This is a genomic window from Allobosea sp. CRIB-10 (genome assembly GCF_900112185.1).
In the GTDB taxonomy this organism is placed as follows: domain Bacteria; phylum Pseudomonadota; class Alphaproteobacteria; order Rhizobiales; family Beijerinckiaceae; genus Allobosea.
Window position 1 is genome coordinate 172,361 of sequence record NZ_FOKP01000008.1, and the last position, 23,705, is coordinate 196,065.

The 23,705-nt window shown below is 64.7% G+C and carries 22 protein-coding genes and 1 tRNA gene; 11 read left to right on the top strand and 12 right to left on the bottom strand.

Annotated features, from left to right (window positions below):
• Positions 1–3 precede the first annotated feature (3 nt).
• Entirely contained in the window at positions 4–882 is an 879-nt protein-coding gene (gene hchA / locus BMZ69_RS13075) for a glyoxalase III HchA (RefSeq protein ID WP_092157149.1), read from the bottom strand.
• 187 nt (positions 883–1,069) lie between these two features.
• Between hchA and BMZ69_RS13080 the strand changes: the two genes are divergently transcribed.
• The 5 genes from BMZ69_RS13080 to BMZ69_RS13100 all read left to right on the top strand — a co-directional run bounded on the left by BMZ69_RS13080 (position 1,070) and on the right by BMZ69_RS13100 (position 4,512).
• Positions 1,070–1,144 (top strand) — tRNA-Thr (locus BMZ69_RS13080).
• Positions 1,145–1,217: 73 nt separating this feature from the next.
• Positions 1,218–1,643 (top strand): hypothetical protein, encoded by a 426-nt coding sequence (locus tag BMZ69_RS13085; RefSeq protein WP_092157069.1) that lies wholly within the window; start codon positions 1,218–1,220, stop codon positions 1,641–1,643.
• Positions 1,644–1,872: 229 nt separating this feature from the next.
• Complete coding sequence (locus BMZ69_RS13090; RefSeq protein ID WP_092157070.1) at positions 1,873–2,859, top strand: MBL fold metallo-hydrolase; 987 nt, start codon at positions 1,873–1,875, stop codon at positions 2,857–2,859.
• Positions 2,860–2,988: 129 nt separating this feature from the next.
• Positions 2,989–3,762: an NAD kinase gene (locus BMZ69_RS13095; protein ID WP_092157071.1), complete on the top strand. Its 774-nt coding sequence runs from the start codon at positions 2,989–2,991 to the stop codon at positions 3,760–3,762.
• Between the two features lie 213 nt (positions 3,763–3,975).
• Positions 3,976–4,512, top strand: a complete 537-nt coding sequence (locus BMZ69_RS13100; RefSeq protein WP_092157072.1) for a single-stranded DNA-binding protein — start codon at positions 3,976–3,978, stop codon at positions 4,510–4,512.
• 180 nt (positions 4,513–4,692) lie between these two features.
• On the opposite strand, the gene aroA is transcribed toward BMZ69_RS13100, so the two are convergent.
• The 5 genes from aroA to BMZ69_RS13125 form a co-directional block, all read right to left on the bottom strand.
• Positions 4,693–5,964, bottom strand: coding sequence for a 3-phosphoshikimate 1-carboxyvinyltransferase (gene aroA, locus BMZ69_RS13105; RefSeq protein ID WP_092157084.1), 1,272 nt, complete (start codon positions 5,962–5,964; stop codon positions 4,693–4,695).
• Between the two features lie 71 nt (positions 5,965–6,035).
• Complete coding sequence (locus tag BMZ69_RS13110; RefSeq protein WP_092157089.1) at positions 6,036–6,335, bottom strand: putative quinol monooxygenase; 300 nt, start codon at positions 6,333–6,335, stop codon at positions 6,036–6,038.
• Positions 6,336–6,419: 84 nt separating this feature from the next.
• Positions 6,420–7,262 (bottom strand): ABC transporter permease, encoded by an 843-nt coding sequence (locus BMZ69_RS13115; RefSeq protein ID WP_092157091.1) that lies wholly within the window; start codon positions 7,260–7,262, stop codon positions 6,420–6,422.
• A gap of 11 nt (positions 7,263–7,273) precedes the next feature.
• Complete coding sequence (locus BMZ69_RS13120; protein WP_092157092.1) at positions 7,274–8,266, bottom strand: ABC transporter substrate-binding protein; 993 nt, start codon at positions 8,264–8,266, stop codon at positions 7,274–7,276.
• A gap of 208 nt (positions 8,267–8,474) precedes the next feature.
• A complete protein-coding gene (locus BMZ69_RS13125; protein ID WP_092157101.1) occupies positions 8,475–9,359 on the bottom strand; it encodes a LysR family transcriptional regulator in 885 nt (294 codons plus the stop codon).
• Between the two features lie 346 nt (positions 9,360–9,705).
• Here BMZ69_RS13125 and BMZ69_RS13130 point away from each other — a divergent pair, with 346 nt between their 5' ends.
• From BMZ69_RS13130 to uvrA, 3 genes are all read left to right on the top strand, one after another.
• A complete protein-coding gene (locus tag BMZ69_RS13130; RefSeq protein WP_092157103.1) occupies positions 9,706–10,287 on the top strand; it encodes a GNAT family N-acetyltransferase in 582 nt (193 codons plus the stop codon).
• Positions 10,284–11,462, top strand: coding sequence for an MFS transporter (locus BMZ69_RS13135; RefSeq protein WP_092157150.1), 1,179 nt, complete (start codon positions 10,284–10,286; stop codon positions 11,460–11,462). The genes BMZ69_RS13130 and BMZ69_RS13135 overlap by 4 nt, the downstream gene beginning before the upstream one ends.
• A 190-nt stretch (positions 11,463–11,652) precedes the next feature.
• Positions 11,653–14,568, top strand: a complete 2,916-nt coding sequence (gene uvrA / locus BMZ69_RS13140; RefSeq protein WP_244543354.1) for an excinuclease ABC subunit UvrA — start codon at positions 11,653–11,655, stop codon at positions 14,566–14,568.
• A 296-nt stretch (positions 14,569–14,864) separates the two neighbouring features.
• Here uvrA and BMZ69_RS31135 read toward each other — a convergent pair whose 3' ends face one another.
• Both BMZ69_RS31135 and BMZ69_RS13145 read right to left on the bottom strand, forming a co-directional pair.
• Positions 14,865–16,544 carry a CHAT domain-containing protein gene (locus BMZ69_RS31135; RefSeq protein ID WP_139219049.1) on the bottom strand — a complete coding sequence of 560 codons (1,680 nt, stop codon included), beginning with the start codon at positions 16,542–16,544 and terminating at the stop codon, positions 14,865–14,867.
• Positions 16,486–17,463, bottom strand: coding sequence for a winged helix-turn-helix domain-containing protein (locus BMZ69_RS13145; RefSeq protein ID WP_092157106.1), 978 nt, complete (start codon positions 17,461–17,463; stop codon positions 16,486–16,488). Before BMZ69_RS13145 ends, BMZ69_RS31135 begins: the two co-directional genes overlap by 59 nt.
• A gap of 992 nt (positions 17,464–18,455) precedes the next feature.
• Here BMZ69_RS13145 and BMZ69_RS13150 point away from each other — a divergent pair.
• Positions 18,456–18,956, top strand: a complete 501-nt coding sequence (locus BMZ69_RS13150; protein WP_092157107.1) for an invasion associated locus B family protein — start codon at positions 18,456–18,458, stop codon at positions 18,954–18,956.
• A 109-nt stretch (positions 18,957–19,065) separates the two neighbouring features.
• On the opposite strand, the gene BMZ69_RS13155 is transcribed toward BMZ69_RS13150, so the two are convergent.
• The 4 genes from BMZ69_RS13155 to BMZ69_RS13170 form a co-directional block, all read right to left on the bottom strand.
• Positions 19,066–19,740: an RraA family protein gene (locus BMZ69_RS13155; protein ID WP_092157108.1), complete on the bottom strand. Its 675-nt coding sequence runs from the start codon at positions 19,738–19,740 to the stop codon at positions 19,066–19,068.
• 89 nt (positions 19,741–19,829) lie between these two features.
• Positions 19,830–20,297, bottom strand: coding sequence for an SRPBCC domain-containing protein (locus BMZ69_RS13160; RefSeq protein ID WP_092157109.1), 468 nt, complete (start codon positions 20,295–20,297; stop codon positions 19,830–19,832).
• A complete protein-coding gene (locus tag BMZ69_RS13165) occupies positions 20,294–20,632 on the bottom strand; it encodes an ArsR/SmtB family transcription factor (RefSeq protein ID WP_092157152.1) in 339 nt (112 codons plus the stop codon). The genes BMZ69_RS13160 and BMZ69_RS13165 overlap by 4 nt, the downstream gene beginning before the upstream one ends.
• 89 nt (positions 20,633–20,721) lie before the next feature.
• Positions 20,722–21,369 carry a ceramidase domain-containing protein gene (locus BMZ69_RS13170; protein WP_092157111.1) on the bottom strand — a complete coding sequence of 216 codons (648 nt, stop codon included), beginning with the start codon at positions 21,367–21,369 and terminating at the stop codon, positions 20,722–20,724.
• A 457-nt stretch (positions 21,370–21,826) separates the two neighbouring features.
• On the opposite strand from BMZ69_RS13170, the gene BMZ69_RS13175 reads away from it, so the two are divergent.
• Together BMZ69_RS13175 and trmFO are read left to right on the top strand one after the other, a co-directional pair.
• Positions 21,827–21,982 carry a DUF1127 domain-containing protein gene (locus BMZ69_RS13175; RefSeq protein ID WP_092157112.1) on the top strand — a complete coding sequence of 52 codons (156 nt, stop codon included), beginning with the start codon at positions 21,827–21,829 and terminating at the stop codon, positions 21,980–21,982.
• Between the two features lie 169 nt (positions 21,983–22,151).
• Positions 22,152–23,576, top strand: coding sequence for a methylenetetrahydrofolate--tRNA-(uracil(54)-C(5))-methyltransferase (FADH(2)-oxidizing) TrmFO (gene trmFO / locus BMZ69_RS13180; RefSeq protein WP_092157113.1), 1,425 nt, complete (start codon positions 22,152–22,154; stop codon positions 23,574–23,576).
• The last annotated feature ends 129 nt before the right edge of the window (positions 23,577–23,705 follow it).

Sequence of the window (23,705 nt, forward strand, 5' to 3'; positions counted from 1 at the left end):
CACTCACCCCGCCGCAACCTCGTCGAGCAAGGCCTCAGCCGCCAGCTTGCCGAGCGCATTGCCGGCGAGCGGGCTGTCTCCCGTCAGCAGCTTGCGGTCGCGGTGGACCATGCCGGAGATGTCGGTGTTCAGGATCTCGATCCCGAGTTCCTTCAATCTCTCGCCAAAGGCCCAGGTCAGATGGCCGGGCATGTAGCCGATATCCGGCGTCTTCGCATCGAGCGCATCTGGAAAGGCGCAGATCTTGTAGCCGTTGTAGATGCTGCCGCCCTTCGCCTTGCCGATTCCTGCCGCCAGCAGCGCCGCCGGGCCGTGGCAAAGCGTGATCACGAACTTGTCCCTGGCGGCTGCCCATTCGAGGACCGTTTTCACGTCCCGGCTCTCGGGCAAGCCGATCAGGGCGCCATGGCCGCCGGGGATGAACACGCCGATATAATCGGAAGCGTCACCAAGTGCGTCCTCGATCACATCGGCGAGCTTCTTCGGCTGCTTGAATCGGTCGCGGTATTTCGCGAACAGGCCCTTCACCTCCTCGTCTTCCGTCGGCATCGCCCAATACTCGAACTTGACCGGATTGCCTGACAGCGTCGCGACATCGAACGAAAAGCCGGCCTTGTCGAGGTGGTACATCGGTAGCAGGGTTTCGAGGGGATGGTTTCCCGTCGAGAACATCGTGCCGTTGTCGGTCAGCAGATAGCGCTCATCGGCCCCGATCATCAGGATCTTCCAGCGCCCGCCCTTGTAGGGGTCGGGATAGTCGGCGCCGCTCAGATTCGATTTCGGCGCGGTGAACTGGCGCAGCGAATAGGGAGAAGGAAAGAACGCGTTGTCTTCGGCGTGGTCGGGCGTCGGGCGCTTGTCGTCGGAATTCGGCTTTACCATCGCAGCCTCCGTCATTGAATGATGTCAGCCAAGCCTAGGGGGTCGGCTCCGCGCGGCAATGCGGGATTTCCCTCAATGCCGGAGTCCGGACCGTCGCGAGCGGCCCTGCCTCGACTCCTCGTTGGAGCCAGAGCGACCGTCGTCGGTCTTGCCCTTGCCATGGCAGCCTGATACCGCAGCGCACAGGGCCGGCGTAGCACAGCGGTAGTGCAGCGGTTTTGTAAACCGAAGGTCGGGAGTTCGATCCTCTCCGCCGGCACCACCCTGATCCCCGTGGCCTGTCACTTGCAAGACATGCCGCCGCGACGACGGAGACGAGCGGAGCCGACCGAGCGATGACCTCTGCCGACCAGCGCGACCATCTGCTCGCCCTCGCACAACGCTGCGAGCGCACCGGTCGCCCCGACCGCAATCTCGACGCCGACATCTACGAGGCTCTCGGCTTCACCGTCCGGCGCAAGCCGACAACCCTGCTCGCCCCGCGCACCCCGCCCGGCGGCATCTACCAGCACGGCTCGCTCTGGAAGGCGATCGGCAAGATCAGCGCCGAGATCGACGTCGCGGTCGGCGTCATCCGCGAGAAGGCACCGGACTGGAACTGGAGCCTGCAATCGGTCGCGACCGAGCAGCAGACCTACGAGGCGCTGGTCGCGGGCTGCTCCGGCCAAGGCGCGCTCGCCTCGCTCGCGCTCTGCGCCGCCTTGCTCAAGGCCTTCGCCAGGAGCCGCTCCGAACCACCGCCGACACAGGCCGAATCGTAAGACGACGGCGAGGCACAGTCGGCGCACGGACTGATCCAAGCAGCCAGTGTCCAACCTGCACGGCCGCGGCGACTTCACGGAAAGTTGACCCTAGGCAGCCACACAGCGGTTGAAGGCGTTGTTCCGGCAGCTAATTTGGCGCTCGGGCCGATCCGGAGCCCAGGCATGATGCCGGCTGGCGGGGCGCTATCCGGGGGAGGTCATGCCTTCTCGCTGTTGGAGCCTGATCATGGCCCGTTTCGAACCCTCGCGCCGCACCGTGATGGCGGGCGCTGGCGCGCTCACCGCTGCTGCCGCGCTCGATCTGCCCGCCGGCATCGCGCCGGCCCAGGCGCAAGGAGCCCCCGTGAACCAGAATCCCGGTTTCTACCGCTACAAGGTCGGCGACATCACGGTCACTGCCATCAATGACGGCTTCGCCAAACGCCCGCTCGAGGGCTTCGTGCGCAATGCCGAGCTCGCCGACGTCAAGAAGGCGATGGAGCAGGCCTATCTGCCGGCCGATGCGCTCTCGATCAGCTTCACCACGCTGGCGCTGCAGATCGGCGACAAGCTCGTGCTGATCGACACCGGCAACGGCGATTCCGGCGCGCCGACCTCGGGCGCCTGGATGAAGAACTTCCAGGCCGCCGGGCTCGACCCGAAGAATGTCTCGACCGTCGTCTTCAGCCATTTCCACGGCGACCACATCAACGGTCTCCGGCTCAAGAACGGCACCGCCGTCTTCCCGAACGCCGAGGTGATGGTGCCGGCGGCCGAATGGGCGTTCTGGATGGACGATGCCAGGATGAATGCCGCGCCCGAGGCGATGAAGGGCGCTTTCGCCGGGGTGCGCCGCGTCTTCGGCCCGGTCGCCAAGGACGTGAAGCAGTACGAGGCCGGCAAGGAGATCCTGCCGGGCGTGACCGCGATCGCCGCGCCCGGCCATACGCCGGGCCATACCGTCTATGCGATCTCTTCCGGCAACGGCAAGCTGATGGTGATGTCGGATACGACCAATCATCCGGCCCTGTTCGTGCGCAATCCCGACTGGTCTGCGGTGTTCGACATGGACGGGCCGCAGGCGGCCGCCACCCGCCGCAAGCTGCTGGACATGGCCGTGACCGACAAGATGCAGGTCGCCTTCTATCACGCCCCCTTCCCCGCCACCGGCCATATCGCCAAGGCCGGCAACGGTTTCGAGCTCGTCCCGGTGCAGTGGAGCAGCGCGATCTGAGACCCTCGCACCTCCGCTGGAGAGAGGCCGAGGCGCGTGCCTCGGCCTTTCTTTTTCAAGGCCGAACGGCTCGCGGTTCGGTCCGGCGCCGTGTTAGACGGGTAAGGCTATGCCGACCGGATACCAGCGATGACCGAGCGCTTCACCGCCATCTCCTTCGTCGCCAGCGAGACCCCGGAGGCGCAGGCCGCGCGGGTCAAGCTGGTCGAACGCTATGGCGATGCCGACCCGGCGCAGGCTGAGGTGATCGTCGCGCTCGGCGGTGACGGCCTGATGCTGCAGACGCTGCATCGCTTCATGGGCACGGGCAAGCCGATCTATGGCATGAATCGCGGCTCGGTCGGCTTCCTGATGAACGAGTTCCGCGAGCGCGGCCTGCGCCAGAAGCTCGAGGCGGCACATCGCAGCGTCGTCCACCCGCTGACGATGACGGCGGCCGATTGCAACGGCAAGCGCGTCGAGGCGCGCGCGATCAACGAGGTCTCGCTGTTCCGCCGCTCCTATCAGGCGGCGAAGCTGCGCATCTCGGTCGACGGACAGGTACGCCTGTCCGAGCTCGTCGCCGACGGCGTGCTGCTTGCGACGCCGGCCGGCTCGACGGCCTACAACCTCTCCGCCAACGGCCCGATCCTGCCGCTCGACGCGCCATTGCTGGCGCTGACCCCGCTCTCGCCGTTCCGGCCGCGGCGCTGGCGCGGAGCCCTCCTGCCCGACCATGCCAGGGTGACGATCGCGGTGCTGGAGGCTGAGAAGCGCCCGGTCAGCGCCGTCGCCGACCATACGCAGATCGACAACGTCATCTCGGTGCAGATCGCGATCGACCGCTCGCTCGACCTCGTCATGCTGCACGATCCCGGCCACAGCCTGGACGAGCGCATCCTGCGCGAGCAGTTCGGCTATTGAGCCGCTGCTTCGCCTCGCGGGCCGGGCTTGTCGCTCACCGGCTGCGCGCTTCCGCCATCGCCCTCGCCAGCTCGCACTTTTGTCGGGGACAAGCCTCGAAAAGGCCTTGAACAAAACATGAACATCATTGATAGTGCCGGCATGGCCCGCTAGGGTCCGGCTCCGGTCATCCGGCCGGATTTGTGCTGAAGTGCGCAGGAAATGGAGCCTGTCATGGCTGGTAGCGTCAATAAGGTCATTCTGGTCGGCAATCTCGGGCGCGACCCCGAGGTGCGGCGCCTCGGCAGCGGCGAGCCGGTGGTCAATCTGCGGATCGCCACCTCCGAGACCTGGCGCGACAAGCAGTCGGGCGAACGCAAGGAGCGCACCGAGTGGCACTCCGTGGTGATCTTCAACGAGAACCTCGCCAAGGTCGCCGAGCAGTACCTGAAGAAGGGCTCGAAGGTTTACATCGAGGGCCAGCTGCAGACCCGCAAATGGCAGGATCAGCAGGGCGTCGAGAAGTACACGACCGAGATCGTGCTGCAGCGTTTCCGCGGCGAGCTCACCATCCTCGACAGCCGCGGCCAGGGCGGTGACGAGTTCGGCGGCGGCAGCAGCGGCGGTGGCTATGGCGACGAGGGTTCGTCGGGTGGCGGCTCCTTCGGCCGGTCGAGCCCGGTCGGCGGCGGCTCGCGCCAGCCGGCGATGGCGAGCGGCGGCGGCGGCTCGCGCTCGTCGAGCCATCTCGACGACGATATCCCGTTCTAGGACTTCAGCTCGGCTCAGCTGGTTCATACTTGTCATTCCGGGCTTCGCGCAGCGAAGAGCCCGGAATGAACATTGAAGCTCGTCGAGACGGCGCATCGCGCGCTGCCGACGTCTGGAAGCGACCTGTGTTCATGGCTCCCGGGCTCGGGCCTGTCGGCCTGCCCCGGAAAGACGCCGTCCCTATGGCGCCTTATCCTCGAAGCGCACGCCGAGCGAGCCGAGCGCGCGCCAGTAATCCGGATAGGTCTTCGCCACGCAGGCGGGATCGAGGATGGTGACGCCGCCGATCTTGAGGCCCGCCAGCGCAAAGCTCATGGCGATGCGGTGATCGGCGAAAGTGTCGATCTCGGCGGGCAGCGTCTGGCCGGCCAGCGCCGGATCGGAGGCGACCAGCAGGTCATCGCCCTCCTCGATGCCGAGCCCCGGCCTGATCCGCGACAGGCCCTGCGCCAGCGCCGCGACGCGGTCGCATTCCTTGACGCGCAGATTGGCGATGCCGGTGAAACGCACCGGCTTGCGGTTGAAGGCGGCGAGCACAGCGAGCGTCGGCACCGCATCCTGCATCTGTGAGCCGTCGATCTCGGCCGGCAGGTTCGGGAAGGCGGCGATCAGCTCATGCGCCCTGGCGTCGGGCTGGGTGAAGGCGGAAGCCGGTACGCCGAGATCGATCGCGCCGCCGGTCAGCACCTCCGCCGCCCAGAGATAGGTCGCGGCCGAGGCATCGGGCTCGATCAGGTAGTCGGTCGCGACATAGCCGGTCGGCGCGATCCGCCAGCCGCCGCTCGCCGGCTCGGAGACCGCGGCCCCGAAGGCGCGCATCGTCGCCAGCGTCAGATCGACATAGCCGCGCGCGCCGATCTCCTGCCCCGTGAGCACGACATCGACCGGGTTGCGGGCGCAGGCGCCGGCCATCAGCAGCGCCGAGACGTACTGGCTGGAGAGCCCGCCATCGACCTCGACCGAGCCGCCGTCGAAACCACCCTGCCCCTTGATGGTGACCGGCGGGCAGCCGCTCGGCGCGCTGATCGCGACGCCAAGCCGGGTGAGCGCCTCGACCAGCGGCAAGATCGGCCGCTTGCGCATGTGCTCGTCGCCATCGACCACGACCGTGCCGTCGACCAGTGCCGCCGCCGCCGTCAGGAAGCGCGTCGCCGTGCCGGCATTGCCGAGGAAGAGCGGCTTGGCCGGCGCCTTGAGCCGTCCGTCGCTGGTGACGATGAAGCTGGTCGCGTCAGGCTCATCGATCGCAACGCCCATGTCGCGCAGCGCCTGCGCCATATAGCGGGTGTCGTCGCTCTTCAGCGCGCCGCTGAGCCGGCTGGTGCCCTTCGCCAGCGCCGCGACCAATAGCGCCCGGTTGGTGATCGATTTCGAGCCGGGCGGCATCACCCGGCCGGTCAGCGCCGCCGTCGTCGGCAGGATGGTTAGTTTGCTCGGGGCGGATTGGGTCATGGCAGGCTCGCGGCTCGATCGCGAGGGTCTTAGACCGTGCGGCCGGCGAGCGGAAGCCGCGTCCGCGGTCCTCAGCCCTTCGCCAGCCCGAGCCCGCCGACCGGCTGCGTGACGACATGGCTGTCGAAGCCGGCGATGATCGGCCTGGCCTTGGCGATCGCCGCCTGCACCGCCGGCAGAGCGAGCGAGGCCTTGTGACTCTCCTCCTTGTCCCAGACCTCGGTCACCCAGATCGCGTCGCCATCGTCGGGATCGCGGGCGACGATATAGCTCAGGCAGCCCGGCATCTCGCCGCTGCTCTCGAGGATATGGCCGATCAGTGCCTCGCGCTCGCCGGGCTTGGCCCGCATCTTCCCGATCAATCCGTACATGGCAGCGCTCCCAATTCGAGCGGCACCCTGCCCCAAGCCCCGGACGCGGCGCAACCGCTCGCCCTGACCATTTCCGTCAGCAGCTCATTCCGACGGCCGCTGCCCCCGCAGAATCGCCTGCGCCATGCGGTCGAGCAGGATCGCCAGCGCCACGACCGCGAGGCCGCCGACGAAGCCGAGGCCGGGATCGGCCCGCTGCAGGCCGAGCAGGACGACCTCGCCCAGGCCCTTGGCGCCGATCATCGAGGCGACCACGACCATGGCGAGCGAGAGCATGATCGCCTGGTTGAGGCCCTGCAGGATCACCGGCCGAGCCAGCGGCAACTCGATCAGCCAGAGCGTCTGGCGCGGGCGCAGGCCGAGCGCCTGGGCGGCCTGGATCATGCCGATATCGATGCCGCGCAGGCCGAGTTCGGTCAGCCGAGCGAAGGGTGGCAGCGCGTAGATCAGGGTCGCCAGCAGCGCCGGCGCCCGCCCGAGCCCGAGCAGCATCGCCACCGGGATCAGGTAGACGAAGTTCGGAATGGTCTGCATCAGGTCGTAGACCGGGGCGAGAGCTTTCCCCAGACGCGGCAGGCGCGCGGCGGCAACGCCGAGCGGCAGGCCGATCAGGACAACGAGCACCACCGCGACGATGACGAGCGCCAGCGTCTGCATCGCCTCGGTCCAGACGCCGAGCCCGGCGAGCACCAGCGGCAGGATCGCCATGGCGAGCGTGAAGCCGAGGCTGCGCCGCGCCAGCCAGGCGCTCGCAGCGACCGCCAGGACGAAGGCCGGGACCGGGACGAGCAATAGCACGGTCTCGACGCCGCGGACCGGCGCGGTCAGCAGCCTGCTGAAGCCGTCGAGATCATTGCCATAGCCGGTGACGACGGCATCGACGCCCTGGTTGACCAGCTTCTGCAGCGCCTTGCCGAGATCCGGCATTCCACCAAGCGTCACAGGCTGGACGCGACCTTGCTGGCGATCTCGGCCGGCAGCCAGGCCTTCCAGACATCCGGCTGCGTCTTCAGAAAGACAAGCGCCTGCTGCTCGGGCGACTGGCCCTTCTCACGCGCCTCGGCCAGCATTTTCGAAGTCAGTTCGCTGGTCGTGGTGTACTTCCTGAAGAAGCCGGCGAGCTGCGGCGCTTTCTTCGCCAGCTCGACATTGGCGCCGATGACGACGCGGCTGACCGGATAGGCGCTGGCGCGCTTGGGCGCATCGCTCGCCTTCAGCTCATCCCAGATCGCCTGGTCGAAGGCCGGCTCCTCGAGCTTGACCAGATCATACGCGCCGAGCAGCCAGCTCGGCCCCCAATAGTAGAACACGACCGGCCGCTTGCGCTTCAGGGCGGATTCGACGGCGGCGACGATCGCCTCGCCCGAGCCGCCGCGGAGATTGGTGAAGTCGCCGGAGAGCCCGTAGGCGACGAGCTTCTTGCTGTTGATGCCCTCACAGACCCAGCCGGCAACGCAATTATAGAAGCGCCCCTTGCCGGGCTCGTCGGGGTCGGCGAACAGCTCCTTGTAGCGCTTGAGGTCCTGCACCGATTTCAGCTCCGGCGCCTTGGCATCAGGCCCGGAAACCAGATAGCGCGGCACGAACCAGCCTTCGGTCGCATCGGGGAAGGTCGTGCCGAGCGCCTCGACCTTGCCGGCAGCGGATTCCTTGAGCCAGGCCTCGACCGGATTGGCCAGCCAGATCTCCATGACGATGTCGACATCGCCGCGGCCCAGGCCATTGACCAGCGGCGCGATCACACCGGGTACGCGCTCGACCTTGCAGCCGAAGCCCTTCTCGGCGATGGCGCTGGCGACGGCGGTGTGGAAGGCGGCGGAATCGTAATCGAGCCCGGCCATTTTCAGCGGCCGGTCGAGCTCGCAGGCGAGCCCGGGAGCGGCGAGACCGAGGCCGAGCAACAATGCGGCTCCTCGCAGAAAGGCTTTCATCATCACTTTCCCCCGCTGGCTGCGGTGCCCCATCCTGGCACCTGACTTTCCGGCCTGTCCACGAAGCCAAGCGCGAAAGGGGCGAAAAGTTCCGCCCCCGGCAGGCGAAAAGCTTAGCGCCGCTTGCAGATCATGGACACTGCGCGAACGGCGGATGGGATGGACCGCGCGTCTGACCGGACCTGTCAGCAGGCATTAGGCAGCGGGCTCAGCCGAGCGTGCCCAGCGCCCGCAGCGCTTTCAGCGTCTCGCGCAGGCCGCGATGCAACGGCTTGTCCTTGCGCAGGACGAGGCCGAGCGTGCGATGCACGCGCGGCGACAGGGCGCACACCACCAGCCCGTCGCTCTCGCCGCGCACCGCCATGCCCGGCAGGATGGCGCAGCCGAGGCCGGCGCCGACCAGCCGCTTGATCGCCTCGACGCTGCCGAGCGACATCACCGGCTTCAGCGTCACGCCGGCGCGGGCGAACCATTCATCGGCGATGCGCCTGGTGATGCCGCCTGGCTCGAACAGCAGCACCGGCAGGCGCGCCAGCGCCTCCGGCGTCAATCGCGCCGGCAAGTGCATGTCCGGCGGCGCGATCACGGCGAACTCGTCCTCCAGCAGCGGCGTCACGTCGAGACTGCGGCCAGCGGCCGGCAGCGTGACCAGTCCGATATCGATCTGGTTGTCCTCGATCGCCTTGACGATGTCGGAGGTGTTGCCGGTGCTGACGGTGATCTCCAGCGTCGGGTGTTGCAGGCGCAGGTCGCGCAGCACCGGCGGCAGCAGGAAGATGCAGGCGGTGGCACCAGTGCCGATCCGGACACGACCCATCGACCCGGTCGCATGCCGCGCCATCGCCTCTTGCGCCGCGGCCACCGCCGCCGCGATCCGGCCGGCATGGTCGAGCAGTTCGTTCCCAGCCGCGGTCGGCTGTGCCCGGCGCCCGACCCGTTCGATCAGGGTCACGCCGAGGCGGCGCTCGAGCTCGCGGATCTGCAGGCTGACCGCCGGCTGGCTCAGGCCCAGTCTCTCGGCCGCCGCCGAGAAGCTGCCGAGCGCGATCACCTGGCGAAAGCTGTCGAGCTGGTCGAGGCGAAGGTCGCGCATCTCAAAGAATTTCTCATGCTTTGCATAACTTCGAGAAGCTTCGTTTATGGCACGGCAAAGCGCAAGGTGCCCCTGCGGTTCGAAAGAATCCGGCCGCGGCAAGGCGCGAGCGAACTCTCTGGCCCTCATCCTGAGGAGCCGCATAGCGGCGTCTCGAAGGATGGTTCAAATATCTCCGGAACCTCCTGGAGCATCCTTCGAGACGCAGCCTTCGGCTGCTCCTCAGGATGAGGGCTGCGAGAGAGTTCTTTGGTGCCTCGCCGATATCGGCGTGACGCGGCAGGAGGCGCTGACCGGGCGCCCCGACAAGATAGAAAGGCGGCCCGGTCGGGCCGGAACGATTTCGATGACGACTTCCGAGTCCGCCGGCAACGCAGCGCCGCCCCTCCTCGTCCGCGATGCGCAGGAGGCGGACATGGACGCGATCCAGGCGATCTACGCCCATCACGTCCTCACGGGCCTCGCCAGCTTCGAGGAAACGCCGCCAAGCGTCGAGGAGATGATGGCGCGTCGGCGGGCGGTGCTGGCACTCGGCCTGCCCTATCTCGCTGCCGAGCAGGGCGGCCGGATCGTCGGGTACAGTTATGCCAGCAGCTACCGCCCCCGCCCGGCCTACCGCCACACGATCGAGGATTCGGTCTATGTCGCCGAAGGACAGGCCGGGCGCGGCATCGGCGGCGCGCTGCTCGCGGCACTGATCGCCCGCTGCGAGGCCGGCCCGTGGCGGCAGATGCTGGCGGTGATCGGCGACAGCGGCAATGCCGGCTCGATCGGCCTGCATCGTCGCTTCGGCTTCGAGCCGGTCGGCACCTTGCGCTCGGCCGGCTTCAAGTTCGGCCGCTGGGTCGACACCGTGCTGATGCAGCGCAGCCTCGGGCCGGGGGACCAGACGTTGCCACAGCCATGGACGGCCGGATCGGCCGGGTGATCTCCCGCAGCACCGTCTTCTGCCTCGGGTTGGCGCAGCTCATTTCCTGGGGCGTGTCCTATTATCTCGTCGGCGCCTTCGGCGAGCGGATCGCAGGCGAGCTCGGCTGGTCGCAGGCAATCATCCATGGCGGGCTCTCGGCCGGCCTGCTGGTGATGGGGCTGACCTCGGGCGCGGTCGGCCAGCTGATCGACCGCCATGGCGGCCGCACGGTGATGTGCCTGGGATCGCTGCTCACCGCCGCCGGCTGCCTCGGCCTCGCCTTCGCCCATACGATCGCCGCCTATTACGCCGCCTGGCTCTGCCTCGGCCTCGCCATGCGGCTCAGCCTCTACGATGCCGCCTTCGCGGCGTTGGCCCGGATCGGCGGCAGCGCCGCGCGCAGGCCGATCGCCCAGATCACCCTGCTCGGCGGCCTGGCCTCGACGGTGTTCTGGCCGCTCGGCCATGCGCTCGCCGAGCAATTCGGCTGGCGCGGCGCCCTCATCGCCTATGCCGGCTTCGCGCTGCTGACCTTGCCGCTGCATCTGACGCTACCGGCCGGCTCTGCACGACCTCTGTACGGCGCAGTCGCGGCGAAGCCCGTCGTCACGCTCAGCCCGGCCGATACCCGCTTCGCCGGCCTGCTCTACGCGCTGATCGTCACCTTCGCCGGTATCCTCAACGCCGGCATGTCCGCCCATATGATCGGCATCCTTGCCGGGCTCGGCTTGCCGGCCGCAGTCGCGGTCTGGATCGGCGCGACCCGCGGCATTGGCCAATCGCTGGCGCGGCTCGGCGAGGTGCTGTTCGGGGCGAAGACCAGCCCGTTCGACCTCAACCTCGTCGCCTGCCTGGTCCTGCCGCTCTGCTTCGTTGTCGGCCTCGCCGGCGGGGCGAGCGCCATCGCGGCACTGGCCTTCGCCTTCTGCTACGGCGCCGGCAATGGCGTGCTGACGATCACGCGCGGCACGCTACCCCTGATGCTGTTCGATCCGAAGAGCTATGGCGCCTATGTCGGGCGTTTGCTGGCGCCGGGCTTTTTCCTCTCGGCCGCCTCGCCGCTCGCCTATGCCTTGCGGATCGAGCGCTATGGCGCCTCGGCGGCGCTGATCCTGTCGGGGACGCTGGCGCTGGCCATGCTGGTCTCGGCGATCTTGCTCCGGCGGCGTTTCCGCAGCCTGCCACGCTCCTGACAATCTCTGTCAGCACAGCCCACAAGAACAATGCGGCAACATCCGCGGCTGCGTGCTACTCATGCCCGCCTCTCGCCCGGCTGCACTGGCATGGCCCGGCGATTGCCCTATCTGTACGGCTTAAGCTCAATCGGACACCACCATGGCCCGCAAGACCACGCTCGCCGAACAGGCCGCGACGCTGGAAGACATGTTCGACCGCAATCGCGCAGCCGATCCGAATGCCCGCGTCATCTCGGTGCGCGGCGCGCGCGAGCACAATCTCAAGAACATCGACCTCGCGATTCCGCGCGACAAGCTCGTGGTGTTCACCGGGCTTTCCGGCTCGGGCAAATCCTCGCTCGCCTTCGACACGATCTATGCGGAGGGCCAGCGCCGCTATGTCGAGTCGCTCTCGGCCTATGCCCGCCAGTTCCTCGAGATGATGCAGAAGCCCGATGTCGACCAGATCGACGGGCTCTCGCCGGCCATCTCGATCGAGCAGAAGACGACCTCGAAGAACCCGCGCTCGACCGTCGGCACCGTCACCGAGATCCACGACTATATGCGCCTGCTCTGGGCGCGCGCCGGCATCCCCTATTCGCCGGCGACCGGCCTGCCGATCGAGAGCCAGACCGTGCAGCAGATGGTCGACCGCCTGGTCGAGCTGCCGGAGAAGACGCGCGGCTACCTGCTGGCGCCGGTGGTGCGCGGCCGCAAGGGCGAGTTCCGCAAGGAGATGGCCGACTGGCTGAAGCGCGGCTTCCAGCGCGTCAAGGTCAATGGCGAGTTCTACGAGATCCCGGACGCGCCGGCGCTCGACAAGAAGTTCAAGCACGACATCGACGTCGTCGTCGACCGCATCGTCATCCGGCCCGATCTCGGTGCCCGCCTCGCCGACTCGCTGGAGCAGGCGCTCGACCTCGCCGACGGCATCGCCGTCTTCGAATATGCCGACGAGAAGGAGGAGAACGGCGAGGCCCGCCGCGTCACCTTCTCCTCGAAATTCGCCTGCCCGGTCTCCGGCTTCACCATCCCCGAGATCGAGCCTCGGCTGTTTTCGTTCAACAACCCGTTCGGCGCCTGCCCGGCCTGCGACGGCCTCGGCCACGAGATGCGGATCGACCCCGAGATGATCGTCCCGGATCACTCGCTCAGCCTGAAGAAGGGCGCGATCGCGCCCTGGGCCAAGTCGACCTCGCCCTATTACGGCCAGACGCTCGATGCGCTCGCCAAGCATTTCGGCTTCTCGACGACCAAGCCGTGGAGCGAGCTGCCGCAGAGCGCCCGCGACGCCATCCTGTTCGGCACCGGCACCGAGGCCGTGCGCATGGCCTATAATGACGGCCTGCGCGCCTATGAGGTGAAGAAGCCCTTCGAGGGCGTGATCACCAATATGGAGCGGCGCTGGAAGGAGACCGAGAGCGACTGGGCCCGCGAGGAGATCGGCCGCTTCATGTCGGAGACGCCCTGCGCGGCGTGCAACGGTTTTCGGCTCAAGCCCGAGGCGCTGGCGGTCAAGATCGACATGCGCCATATCGGCGAGATCTCGCAGCTCTCGGTCAAGGATGCGCTCGCCTGGGTCAGCGCCCTGCCCTCGCGCCTGTCGGCGAAGCAGAACGAGATCGCCCCGCGCATCCTCAAGGAGATCCGCGACCGGCTGACCTTCCTGCTCGATGTCGGCCTGGAATACCTGACGCTGGCGCGCGGCTCGCGCACGCTGTCGGGCGGCGAGAGCCAGCGCATCCGCCTCGCCAGCCAGATCGGTTCGGGCCTCACCGGCGTGCTCTATGTGCTGGACGAGCCCTCGATCGGCCTGCACCAGCGCGACAATGAGCGCCTGCTCGGCACGCTGCGCCGCCTGCGCGACCTCGGCAACACCGTGATCGTGGTCGAGCATGACGAGGACGCGATCCTGACCGCCGACTATGTCGTCGATGTCGGCCCCGGCGCCGGCATCCATGGCGGCGAGATCGTCTCGAAGGGCACGCCGCAGGACATCCTCAGCGACCCGAACTCGCTCACCGGAAAGTACCTCACCGGCGAGATGAGCGTGCCGGTGCCGCTGAAGCGCCGCAAGCCGCAGAAGGGCCGGAACCTGAAGATCGTCGGCGCCCGCGGCAACAACCTCAAGGACGTCACGGTCGACATTCCGCTCGGCCTGTTCACCTGCATCACCGGCGTCTCGGGCGGCGGCAAGTCGACGCTGATCATCGACACGCTCTACAAGGCGATCGCGCGCAAGCTGAACGGCTCGATCGAGCACCCTGCCCCGCATGAGCGCATCGAGGGCATGGAGCATCTCGACAAGGTCATCGACATCGACCAGTCGCCGATCGGCCGCACCCCGCGCTCGAACCCGGCGACCTATACTGGCGCCTTCACGCCGATCCGCGAATGGTTCGCCGGCCTGCCCGAGGCCAAGGCGCGCGGCTACCAGGCCGGCCGCTTCTCGTTCAACGTCAAGGGCGGCCGCTGCGAGGCCTGCCAGGGCGACGGCGTCATCAAGATCGAGATGCACTTCCTGCCCGACGTCTACGTCACCTGCGACGTCTGCAAGGGCAAGCGCTATGACCGCGAGACGCTCGAGGTGAAATACCGCGACCGCTCGATCGCCGACGTGCTCGACATGACGGTCGAGGAGGCCAAGGACCTGTTCAAGGCCGTGCCCTCGATCCGCGACAAGATGGTGACGCTCGCCCGCGTCGGCCTCGACTATGTCAAGGTCGGCCAGCAGGCGACGACGCTCTCGGGCGGCGAGGCGCAGCGCGTCAAGCTCTCCAAGGAGCTCTCCAAGCGCGCCACCGGCCGCACCCTCTACATCCTCGACGAGCCGACTACCGGCCTGCACTTCCACGACGTCGCCAAGCTGATGGAGGTGCTGCATGAACTGGTCGAGCAGGGCAATTCCGTGGTGGTGATCGAGCACAATCTCGAAGTGATCAAGACCGCCGACTGGATCATCGACATGGGGCCGGAAGGCGGCGACGGCGGCGGCGAGGTCGTGGCGCAAGGCACGCCGGAGGATGTCGTCCGCATCGGCAAGGGCCACACCGCGCGGTTCCTGAAGGAAGTGCTGGAGCGGCGGCCGTTGAAGGGAAAGGGGGCAAGGCAGGCGGCGGAGTGAGGAGGATTAGAGGTCGCACGGCGCCTTGGAAGCGGTATCGTACGCTCGATAGGTCTGGAGAGGATGAGGAGTCATTATGGAGTTAGACCTTCGTGGACTGACATTTCGCCACCGCAAGCGCGGAACTACGTATACTGTGATTGGTATCGGGCTGCTTCAGACTGAGCGCCCTCTTGGAGACGAGCAGCCATTAGTCATCTACCAAGGTCCCGATGGTTCTTTTTGGGCACGCCCACAGGATGAATTTTTGGATGGACGCTTTGAAAGAACCAATCCCAACAAGCCTGAAAACTAAACTAGGAGTGTATACGATACTTCCCTGCCTCATCAGGCCCAGCCTGAGCCAAAACCTCGGCTACTGCAATTTTGTAGGCTTCGGTATAACTTCTTCCGTGCGCCAACGACCGATAGAATGACCGCCCAAAAATTACAGCAGCGTCATCGTCAATTGTGTCACCGCATCCGATAACGCAGCTGACATGCTTACTCAAAACGATGCCTATGCTGTCGCTAAAACAAGCATTCAAAACAACACAATCAATATTACCAATCGCTTCTATAAGAGCAGAAAGTCCATCTGCGTTTAGCGGGGTAGACATCCCCACCTCATTCTCAACCATGATCGCCCCCCCTTCCCCGTGACCGCTGAAATGCACAACGTTGGGGCGAGCATTTAAGAGATGGTCAGTGACTTCGGAAATACGCACAGCCCACTCCGGTATTATCTCCACTGATACTTTCGGCCCCTTCACTAGTTTAATCTTCTCAGCAATATCTCTTACCTCCTGATCCAGCCTTAATCGTATTTCATCTCGCGGCGCAGCTAAAAGCATACAAACCGTTATCTTAGGAATCGTCATCGCTTTACTCGCATTGAGGAGAGCTACTAAATCGTCCTTTTGATCCAAAAATGAGAGCAAATCGGGCTGCTGGGCAGCCTTTAACTCTCCATACAACCTCGTACCTTCTGCTCCGATCAGGATTTTCTTCTGTAAATCAGGCTCATCGTCATAGATTTTACGAGCCAAATCCGCATAAGGTCCGCAGTCATCTGAATAAGCTGCAACATGCTCAACTAATACCTTTCGAATGCCTGGGACACTCTCTTGCTGAAACCACGGGATAATAACTTCTTCAACGCCATCGAAATAAACATCTCTAACACCCTTCGCCAATCCCTCTCGCGCCTCTGCACTAGTCGAATAAGAACCTTTGGCAATCAAATCCAGACGATCTCGGAGATCCGGCACTCTCTGCGCCGCAAGCTGATACATTTTTGACTGAACGTTCGGTCGAAGCCCCTCGATCTCCGAAAAGCTTAATCCAAGATGCTCAAGCGTGAGATTATTATTCTCAGTCACCGCCCAGACGCTGTACTGTTGCACGATCGCATCGTCGTGGCGACACAACTCTCTGACAAAGGTTCCGTTTGAATGCCTTGGATCGAATAAATGGGCTATATCCTTATTCAGCCCGATGACGATAAGCGCAAGCTTCAGAATTTCCTTATTGTCGCGTTGTATGTTAATTCTTAGATCGCCAAGATCAATATTCTTAGCGCTACTTGTTTGCAGTGCTGCCAACTTCCATATCGCCGGAGGAATCTGGCCTAAAGCCTCAATATCGCGTGTGTGAACCTTAAGCATCCTGCAGAGAGCCGCAACTCCCGCTGCCTCAATCTCTGGATTCCCCTCGTAAAGGCTTAGAGCCTTTTCAATATAATTTTGACACGTTGACCATCTACCCAACTGCGCCAAAGTGTTCAGAGCCCATCTGACAACTTTTAAGTCCTGCCCAACCACCAGCAGTAGGGACGTTATTCTTCCTTCAATATCAGATATTCTATCCCCCGATATGTACGAGCCGTTCCGGTATGCTGCAGAAATTTGCTGAAGAGCAACTTTCTTTGCCTTTGCATCACCGCGCGTTAGCTCGAATTCGAATAGCGCGACCTGCTGTTCGCTTATTTTTTTCATCGTAAGAATTTCTTCTACTATCTTTAATAATAGCTATCAAGGCCTCTGCAGACCACGGCTCAAAATCGGAAATGTCATTAGGAATATGCGTCGAGTCAATCCACCTCAACTCGTTGAGAGACAACCTGCGCGTTGTCGGCTCAAACCAATCGGGGCACAGCCACTCCATTACAAAGATCAGCACAGGCTGAGAGCCGACGACAGCCATATAGAAAAGCACCTCCGGCGCCTCTGGCCGCTCCCCTCCCACGAAAACAGATCGCGATAAATCCAAATCAGTCAAAACAGCATCAAGCCCACACTCGGCGATCCCAAAATCATGCGAAAACAAGCTTGCGTTGTCAAAACTTACGCTCTCCGAAAAACCAATTGACCTTCGATTGGAGAATGAATCCCTATCATCTCTGTATTTTCCAATTCGATACGAAAGTATATCTTTGTCTCTCCGCACGACAGAAAAAGCCCATACTATATATAGATCATCAAAATCAGTCCGAGCTTCAACATATCTAATAGCATCGCTTGAACGAGCAGATGCTAGAAAATCTGACCAATTAAGGTTATTAGGAATATTACTCTCAACAAATTTTCGTGTTACAGCCAAAGTTGACGACTTAACTAAATCGCGCGTCCTTCTTCTTGCGTGAAATGGATCCTTAAATTCACTAGGAATTTGTGGATCGGAACGAAATTCCGATAGGAAAAATACCCCTGGATTAGTTCTAAAGAACTTGCTTTCCAGCTTTTGCTTTAGAATATCTTCACTGAGCCGCGCTTGAAGTGTTTTATGTTGAGCTTTACCGAACAGATGCGATGGAACAATCCCCGCCCGATAAGCGATTTCAACGATAGCTTTAGGGCTAAGCGGCCTTTTGGCTGCCCGTAGCACTATCTCAGCGATTTCAAGATACGAGTCCATATTTCCTCATAGACAGATAGCTCGTGGCCGTTGGAAAGCACCTGTCGTACTCAGTTTGTACCACAGTCCTATCAAGGCGCTCACAGACCTTCAGCCTGCTGTCCGTCGATCATTCACCATCGTTGCTCCGGTAGGTACCCTAGTCTTGGGAGCGGCCAGAGGCTAGCCACTTGTTGGTTCTGCGAGGCACATGTAGTGCCGCTTCAGGCTTGCAAACAATCTATCCCCGCCGCCAAAACCTGCCGTACACTCCCCTCGCCCATCACCCATACGGGGCGGCCGTCCGGAGGTATGCCAGAGGCTGGGTGAGGGTCGGCGCCTGCGGGCGGGGGTTACGCCCCGCTCCCGGGAGGCTTCGGGGCACCGCCCTGGGGACACTACGATCCCTGTGCGAGGAGCTCGCTAGATGGACGGCCCGCCAAGGCGCCGCCCTGCTCGAACACCGGCGCGACCACCCGTTGAGGGGCACTGGCGCCGGCAGGAGCGGGAGGACAGGCAGGCCAACCGCAGAAGCGCGGCCCGGAGACTGAAAAACGCCGAAGGCGGAGCGCCACGGGGCGTGCGGATGAGGCCTTCATCCGCGCCGCTTCCTGGCTCAACGGAAGCGGATACGACTCGACGCGCCTCGCGGCGCTCCGCCAGCCCCGTATTGCGAAGCGCCCGCAGGCAGGCCTGCGGGCGGGGTTTGGCGCGTGGGTGAAGGGCGCGGGATCCCCTCTCCTGTAAGGAGAGGGGTAGGGGTGAGGTGTCCGGAAGGGCAATCGCTGGCTGCAACGCCGCCGCGGTCGGCGCTCGCGGAACTGGTCGAACGGCCTACACCTCACCCTGCCCTCTCCTTTCAGGAGAGGGTTCCCCGCGGTGCCCTCGCCTGCCTTGATGTGGGGAGAAGGACGCCAGCCGCGCCCTTGCGTCGCACGGCATTGTGAGGGTCTTGTTTACGCCTTGTTAAACCGCTCCTACACATCCCTGCGATGCAAACAGGAGATGACCCGATGATCAGACTGGCCCCTCTCGCGGCGCTCAGCCTTCTTTCGGCCACGGTCTCGGCTTTCGCCGCCCCGGCGCAGCCGCTCGGCCAGTTCAAGCAGTGGAACGCGGCCGCCTATGACGGCGACAAGGGCAAGCGTTGCTATATCGTCTCCTCGCCGAGCGCCGAGACACCTGCGACCTTGCGTCATGGCGACGTGTTCTTCTTCGTGCAGACCGCGCCGAACGCGCAGGCCCGCACCGAGTCGAGCTTCCAGACCGGCTATGATTTCGCCAAGGATTCGACCGTCACCGTGACGATCGGCGACGACAGCTTCCGCATGCTGACCTCGGGCAACAATGCCTGGCTGCAGCGGCTGGAGCGCGAAAGCGAACTGCTCGCGGCGATGAAGGCCGGCGACGAGATGGTGCTGGCGGCGCGCTCGGCCCGTGGCAACGAGACCAGCTACACCTTCTCGCTCGACGGCGTGACCGCGGCCTCGCGGCTGCTGGAACGGTGCAGCTGAGAGAGGCTTGCCGTCATGGTCGGGCTTGTCCCGACCGTCCACGTCTTCATGGGTCGAGGGCGGTGTTCAAGACGTGGATGCTCGGCACAAGGCCGAGCATGACGGCTGGTCACAACACCCCATGGCGCTCGAACACCGAGCGCAGGCTGCTCCCGGCGAGCAGCTCCCCGCGGGTCGTGTCCTCGGCCTCGATCTTGGCCAGCGCCAGCCGGATCGCCTCGGGCGCGATCGCACGCGGCACGATGACGACACCATCGACGTCGCCAAAGACGAAATCGCCCGGCGCGACGCGGGCGCCGCCGACTTCCACCGGCTCGTCGGCGGCCATCATCTCGGCCCGGCCCTTGGTGTCGAGCGGGCCGATGCCGCCATGGAAGACCGGGAAGCCGAGCTCGCGGATGCGGCGGACGTCGCGCACCAGCCCGTCGGTGAGGCAGCCGGCGGCGCCTCTCACCGCCGAGGCGGTGGTGAGCAGTTCGCCCCAGGGCGCGATCCGGTCGGTCGGCCCGTCGCAGGCGAGCACGGGGATCTCGCCGGGTTTCAGGCTGTCGATCAGGTCCATCTCCAGCGCATAGGGGTTGTGCCCCTCGGGGAGATGGTAGCGCTTCATGTAGAGCCCGGTGCGGGCGAAGCCGCAGAGCACGCCGGCCTCGTCGAGCGGGCGCACGAAGGGCTTCACCGCCTGGTCGGGATGGCCGAGCTCGTCGAGCACATCGGAGAGCACGGCCGAATAAAGCCGGCCCTTCAGCTCGGCGAGATCGAGTTCCCTGGCCAGATCCGGCATGCGCTTCCCCTCTCCTTATCGCGAGGGGAAGCTTCCGGGTGCGCCGGCGGCGGGTCAAGCCGTCGCCGCTGCGTGGGGCGGAACAGCGCTCAGCCGGCCATCGCGTCGAGGCGGGCATAGCTCGCCTCCATGCCCTCTTCCATGCCGGTGGCGAGCATCATCTCGCGAGTGGCGGCGTCCGGCAGGGTCATGCGCATGGTCATCAGCGTGCCCTGGCCATCGGCCTCGAAGCGGGTTTCGATGTGGTTGTCGGGCGTGACGTCCGGCATATGGAAGCGCTCGATATGGACGATGCGGCTGAACGGCTCGAGGGTGACGTATTCGCCGGTGAGCGTCAGCTCTTCGCCCTTCCCGTCGGCCCACTCATAGCGGAACTTGCCGCCGGGCCGGTGGTCGTTGATGCAGACCGGCATGGTCCAGCCATCGGGACCGAGCAGCCATTTCTGGATCAGCGCCGTCTCGGTATGGGCGCGGTAGACCATCTCCGGCGAGGCCTTGAAGCGGCGGGTGACGAGGACATGGGTGTCGCCTTCGAGCGTCATGGTCAGCCTGGTCATGTCTGATCCTTCTCCTTGCGTGCTTCCATCTCGGCCAGAAGCTGGTCCAGCCGGTCGTAGTTGGCCTCCAAGGCCCGCCTGAGCATGGCGAGCCATTTGTCGATCTCCTCGAGCGCTCCCGGCGCGAGCCGGCAGGGCCGTTTCGTTCCCTCGATCCGCCTTGTGATGAGCCCCGCCTCCTCCAGCACCTTCAGGTGCCGCGACACCGCGGGCTGCGACATCGCGAAGGGCTCGGCGAGGTCCATCACCGTGGTTTCGCCGCGCGCCAGCCGCGCCAGGATCGCCCGGCGCGTCGGATCGGCGAGAGCGGAAAAGGCCGCGTCCAACCTGTTCATGTCGATCTCTCTATATATCAATATTGTTATATAACCGATCATGTATGGTCAAGCAGCTTTTCGGCGCGAGGTCGAAACGGCGAGGCGGTTCAGGCGCGCGGCGCGAGGATGGCTGCCCGCAGCAGCAGATAGAGCAGCAGGCCGTTCAGCAGGTGCCAGCCCCAGTGCAAGCCGAACGGCACCGCGCCGCACAGAACCGAATCGAGCGACCGGAAAGTCAGGGACAAGGCGAAGACGAGGCCGGCGCCGGCAATCCGCGCTGCCGTGGCGGAGTCACCGCGCAGCCTCGCCGCCAGCGCGACACCGAAGAGGCCAATCAGGAAGCCGGCATACCCAGCCGAGCCACGCATGCCGGCGGGCAGCAAAGGCGAAAGGCTCGAGGCCAGACCGAAGCAGGCGCCAAGGAAGAACAGAGCGCCGATCGCCGCCGTCAAGGGCGACAGGCCGAGGAACCGGTTGAGCGCCAGGCCGAAATAGCAGAGCGCGAAGAGCTGGATCGGCACGACATCGGCCAGCAGGGTCCAGCGCTGCGGCATGGTGTGGAACAGGAAGGAGCCGATGCCGATGATCGCGACCAGAGCCGTCAGGGCTTCGGCCGGCGAGTCGCGACGCCCCTGCCGGCGCAGCAGCAGCCAGGCCGCCAGCGCCGCGAGCAGGAAAGCGGCATTGCTGACCGCATTGAGCGGCTCGGCCCAGAAGGCGCCACCCAGCCGCTCGCAATAGCCCACGCCCTGCATGCCCTGCCCTCCATGCCGGGACTCACCGAATCACGCCCCAATCTCATGCGTGCGCGTGACGCCCGCATGCAAAACCGGAGTGATCGTCACCGAATCCGGCCATGGTGAACAGGATGTTACAGCCGCCTCCGGCCCGGCAACCAATGTTGCAGCGCAAACTGCATGGCGCCTCGGACCGATTCTGCATGAAATCGCAGCAACCGCTGGAGACATACGAAGGTAGGTCGCTATACGCCTAAAATTTAGGCCGAATTGTCATTGTTCTGTCGAAATCGTTAAGCGTCCTGCGCGGGTCTGCGGCCATTTTGCAAACGATCTCTTAATTCGTCATGCGTAGAAAGCATAACAGAGCTGACGCCGCGCCCCTGTGAGAAGCACGATGACCTCTCTATATGCAGTGCACAACGAATTCATCGCTGTCGGGGCCTAAGCCCCGCAAAACCAAAAGGTTATCACCATGTTCCTCTCGATGATCGCTTCCAAGATCCGCGCCTATCTTCGCTATCGCGAGACCGTCCGCGAGCTGTCCCGCCTCACCGACCGTGAGCTCGACGACCTCGGCCTGTCGCGCTCGGACATCCAGTACGTCGCGCGCACCCACGCGACGGCCTGATTTCAAACCTCGCAGGTTTGACGAGTAGTTTCTCCTAGACCCCGCGTTCCTCCCCTCAGGGTCTGGTCGAAGAGCGAATGCCCGCTTACGAGCGGGCATTTTGCGTTTCTGGGCTCTGATTCGTCCCAATGCCCTTGACCTCCGACGCTGCCGCGGACACATCGCGGCCATGACAGCATCCACCACAATCGCACCCATCCATGTCGTCGGCGGCGGCCTCGCCGGTTCGGAAGCCGCCTGGCAGATCGCCGAGGCCGGCGTTCCCGTCGTCCTGCACGAAATGCGCCCCGTGCGCGGCACCGACGCCCACAAGACTGAAGGCCTCGCCGAGCTGGTCTGCTCCAATTCCTTCCGCTCGGACGATTCGTCGTCGAACGCTGTCGGCCAGCTGCATTGGGAGATGCGCCGGCTGGGCTCGCTGATCATGGCCAAGGGCGATGCGCATCAGGTTCCGGCCGGCGGGGCGCTCGCGGTCGACCGCGACGGCTTCTCGCAGGCCGTCACCGCCGCGCTCGCAGCCCATCCGAACGTCACCATCGAACGCGGCGAGATAGCCGGCCTGCCGCCGGCGGAGTGGGACAAGGTCATCGTCGCGACCGGCCCGCTGACCTCGCCGGCGCTCGCGGAAGGCATCCGCTCGCTGACGGGCGCAAGCGAGCTCGCCTTCTTCGACGCGATCGCCCCGATTGTCCATTTCGATTCGGTCGACATGGACGTCGCCTGGTTCCAGTCGCGCTACGACAAGGCGGGTCCCGGCGGCACCGGCGCCGACTACATCAACTGCCCGCTCGACCGCGACCAGTACGAGGCCTTCATCGACGCGCTGCTTGCGGCAGAGAAGACCGAGTTCAAGGAGTGGGAGGGCACGCCCTATTTCGACGGCTGCCTGCCGATCGAGGTGATGGCCGAGCGCGGCCGCGAGACCTTGCGCTGGGGGCCGATGAAGCCAGTCGGGCTGACCAACAAGCACAACCCGACGGTCAAGGCCTATGCCGTCGTCCAGCTGCGGCAGGACAATGCGCTCGGCACGCTGTTCAACATGACAGGATTCCAGACCAAGCTGAAATATGGCGAGCAGGCCGCGATCTTCCGGATGATCCCCGGCCTGGAGAATGCCGAATTCGCCCGGCTCGGCGGCATCCACCGCAACACCTATCTCAACTCGCCGGAACTGCTCGATCCGCAATTGCGGCTGAAGGCCGATCCGCGCCTGCGCTTCGCCGGGCAGATCACCGGCTGCGAGGGCTATGTCGAGAGCGCCGCCATCGGCCTGCTGACCGGCCGGCTCGCTGCGGCCGAGCGGCTCGGCCAGCCGCTCGAGCTACCGCCGGCGATGACGGCGCTAGGGGCGCTGGTCAACCACATCACCGGCGGCCATATCGTCACCATCGACGAGGGGCCGCGCTCCTTCCAGCCGATGAACATCAATTTCGGCCTGTTCCCGCCGATCGAAGGCGTCGCGACGACGGGTCCCGACGGCAAGCGCCTGAAGGGGCCGGCCAAGAGCGTGGCTCGCAAGCAGGCCCTGACCGCGCGGGCGAAGGTCGAACTGGACGGGTGGATCGGCGGGGTGAGTACTCAGGCGGCGGAATAATCCGCGGGATCCCCTCTCCTGGAAGGAGAGGGGTAGGGGTGAGCGACTGTCTTGTTGGTCAAGCGGTTTGTTCGCGCCATGGTTGTCTGTCCCGGATGACGGCGTTGAGGATTGTGACGAGCTTTCGGG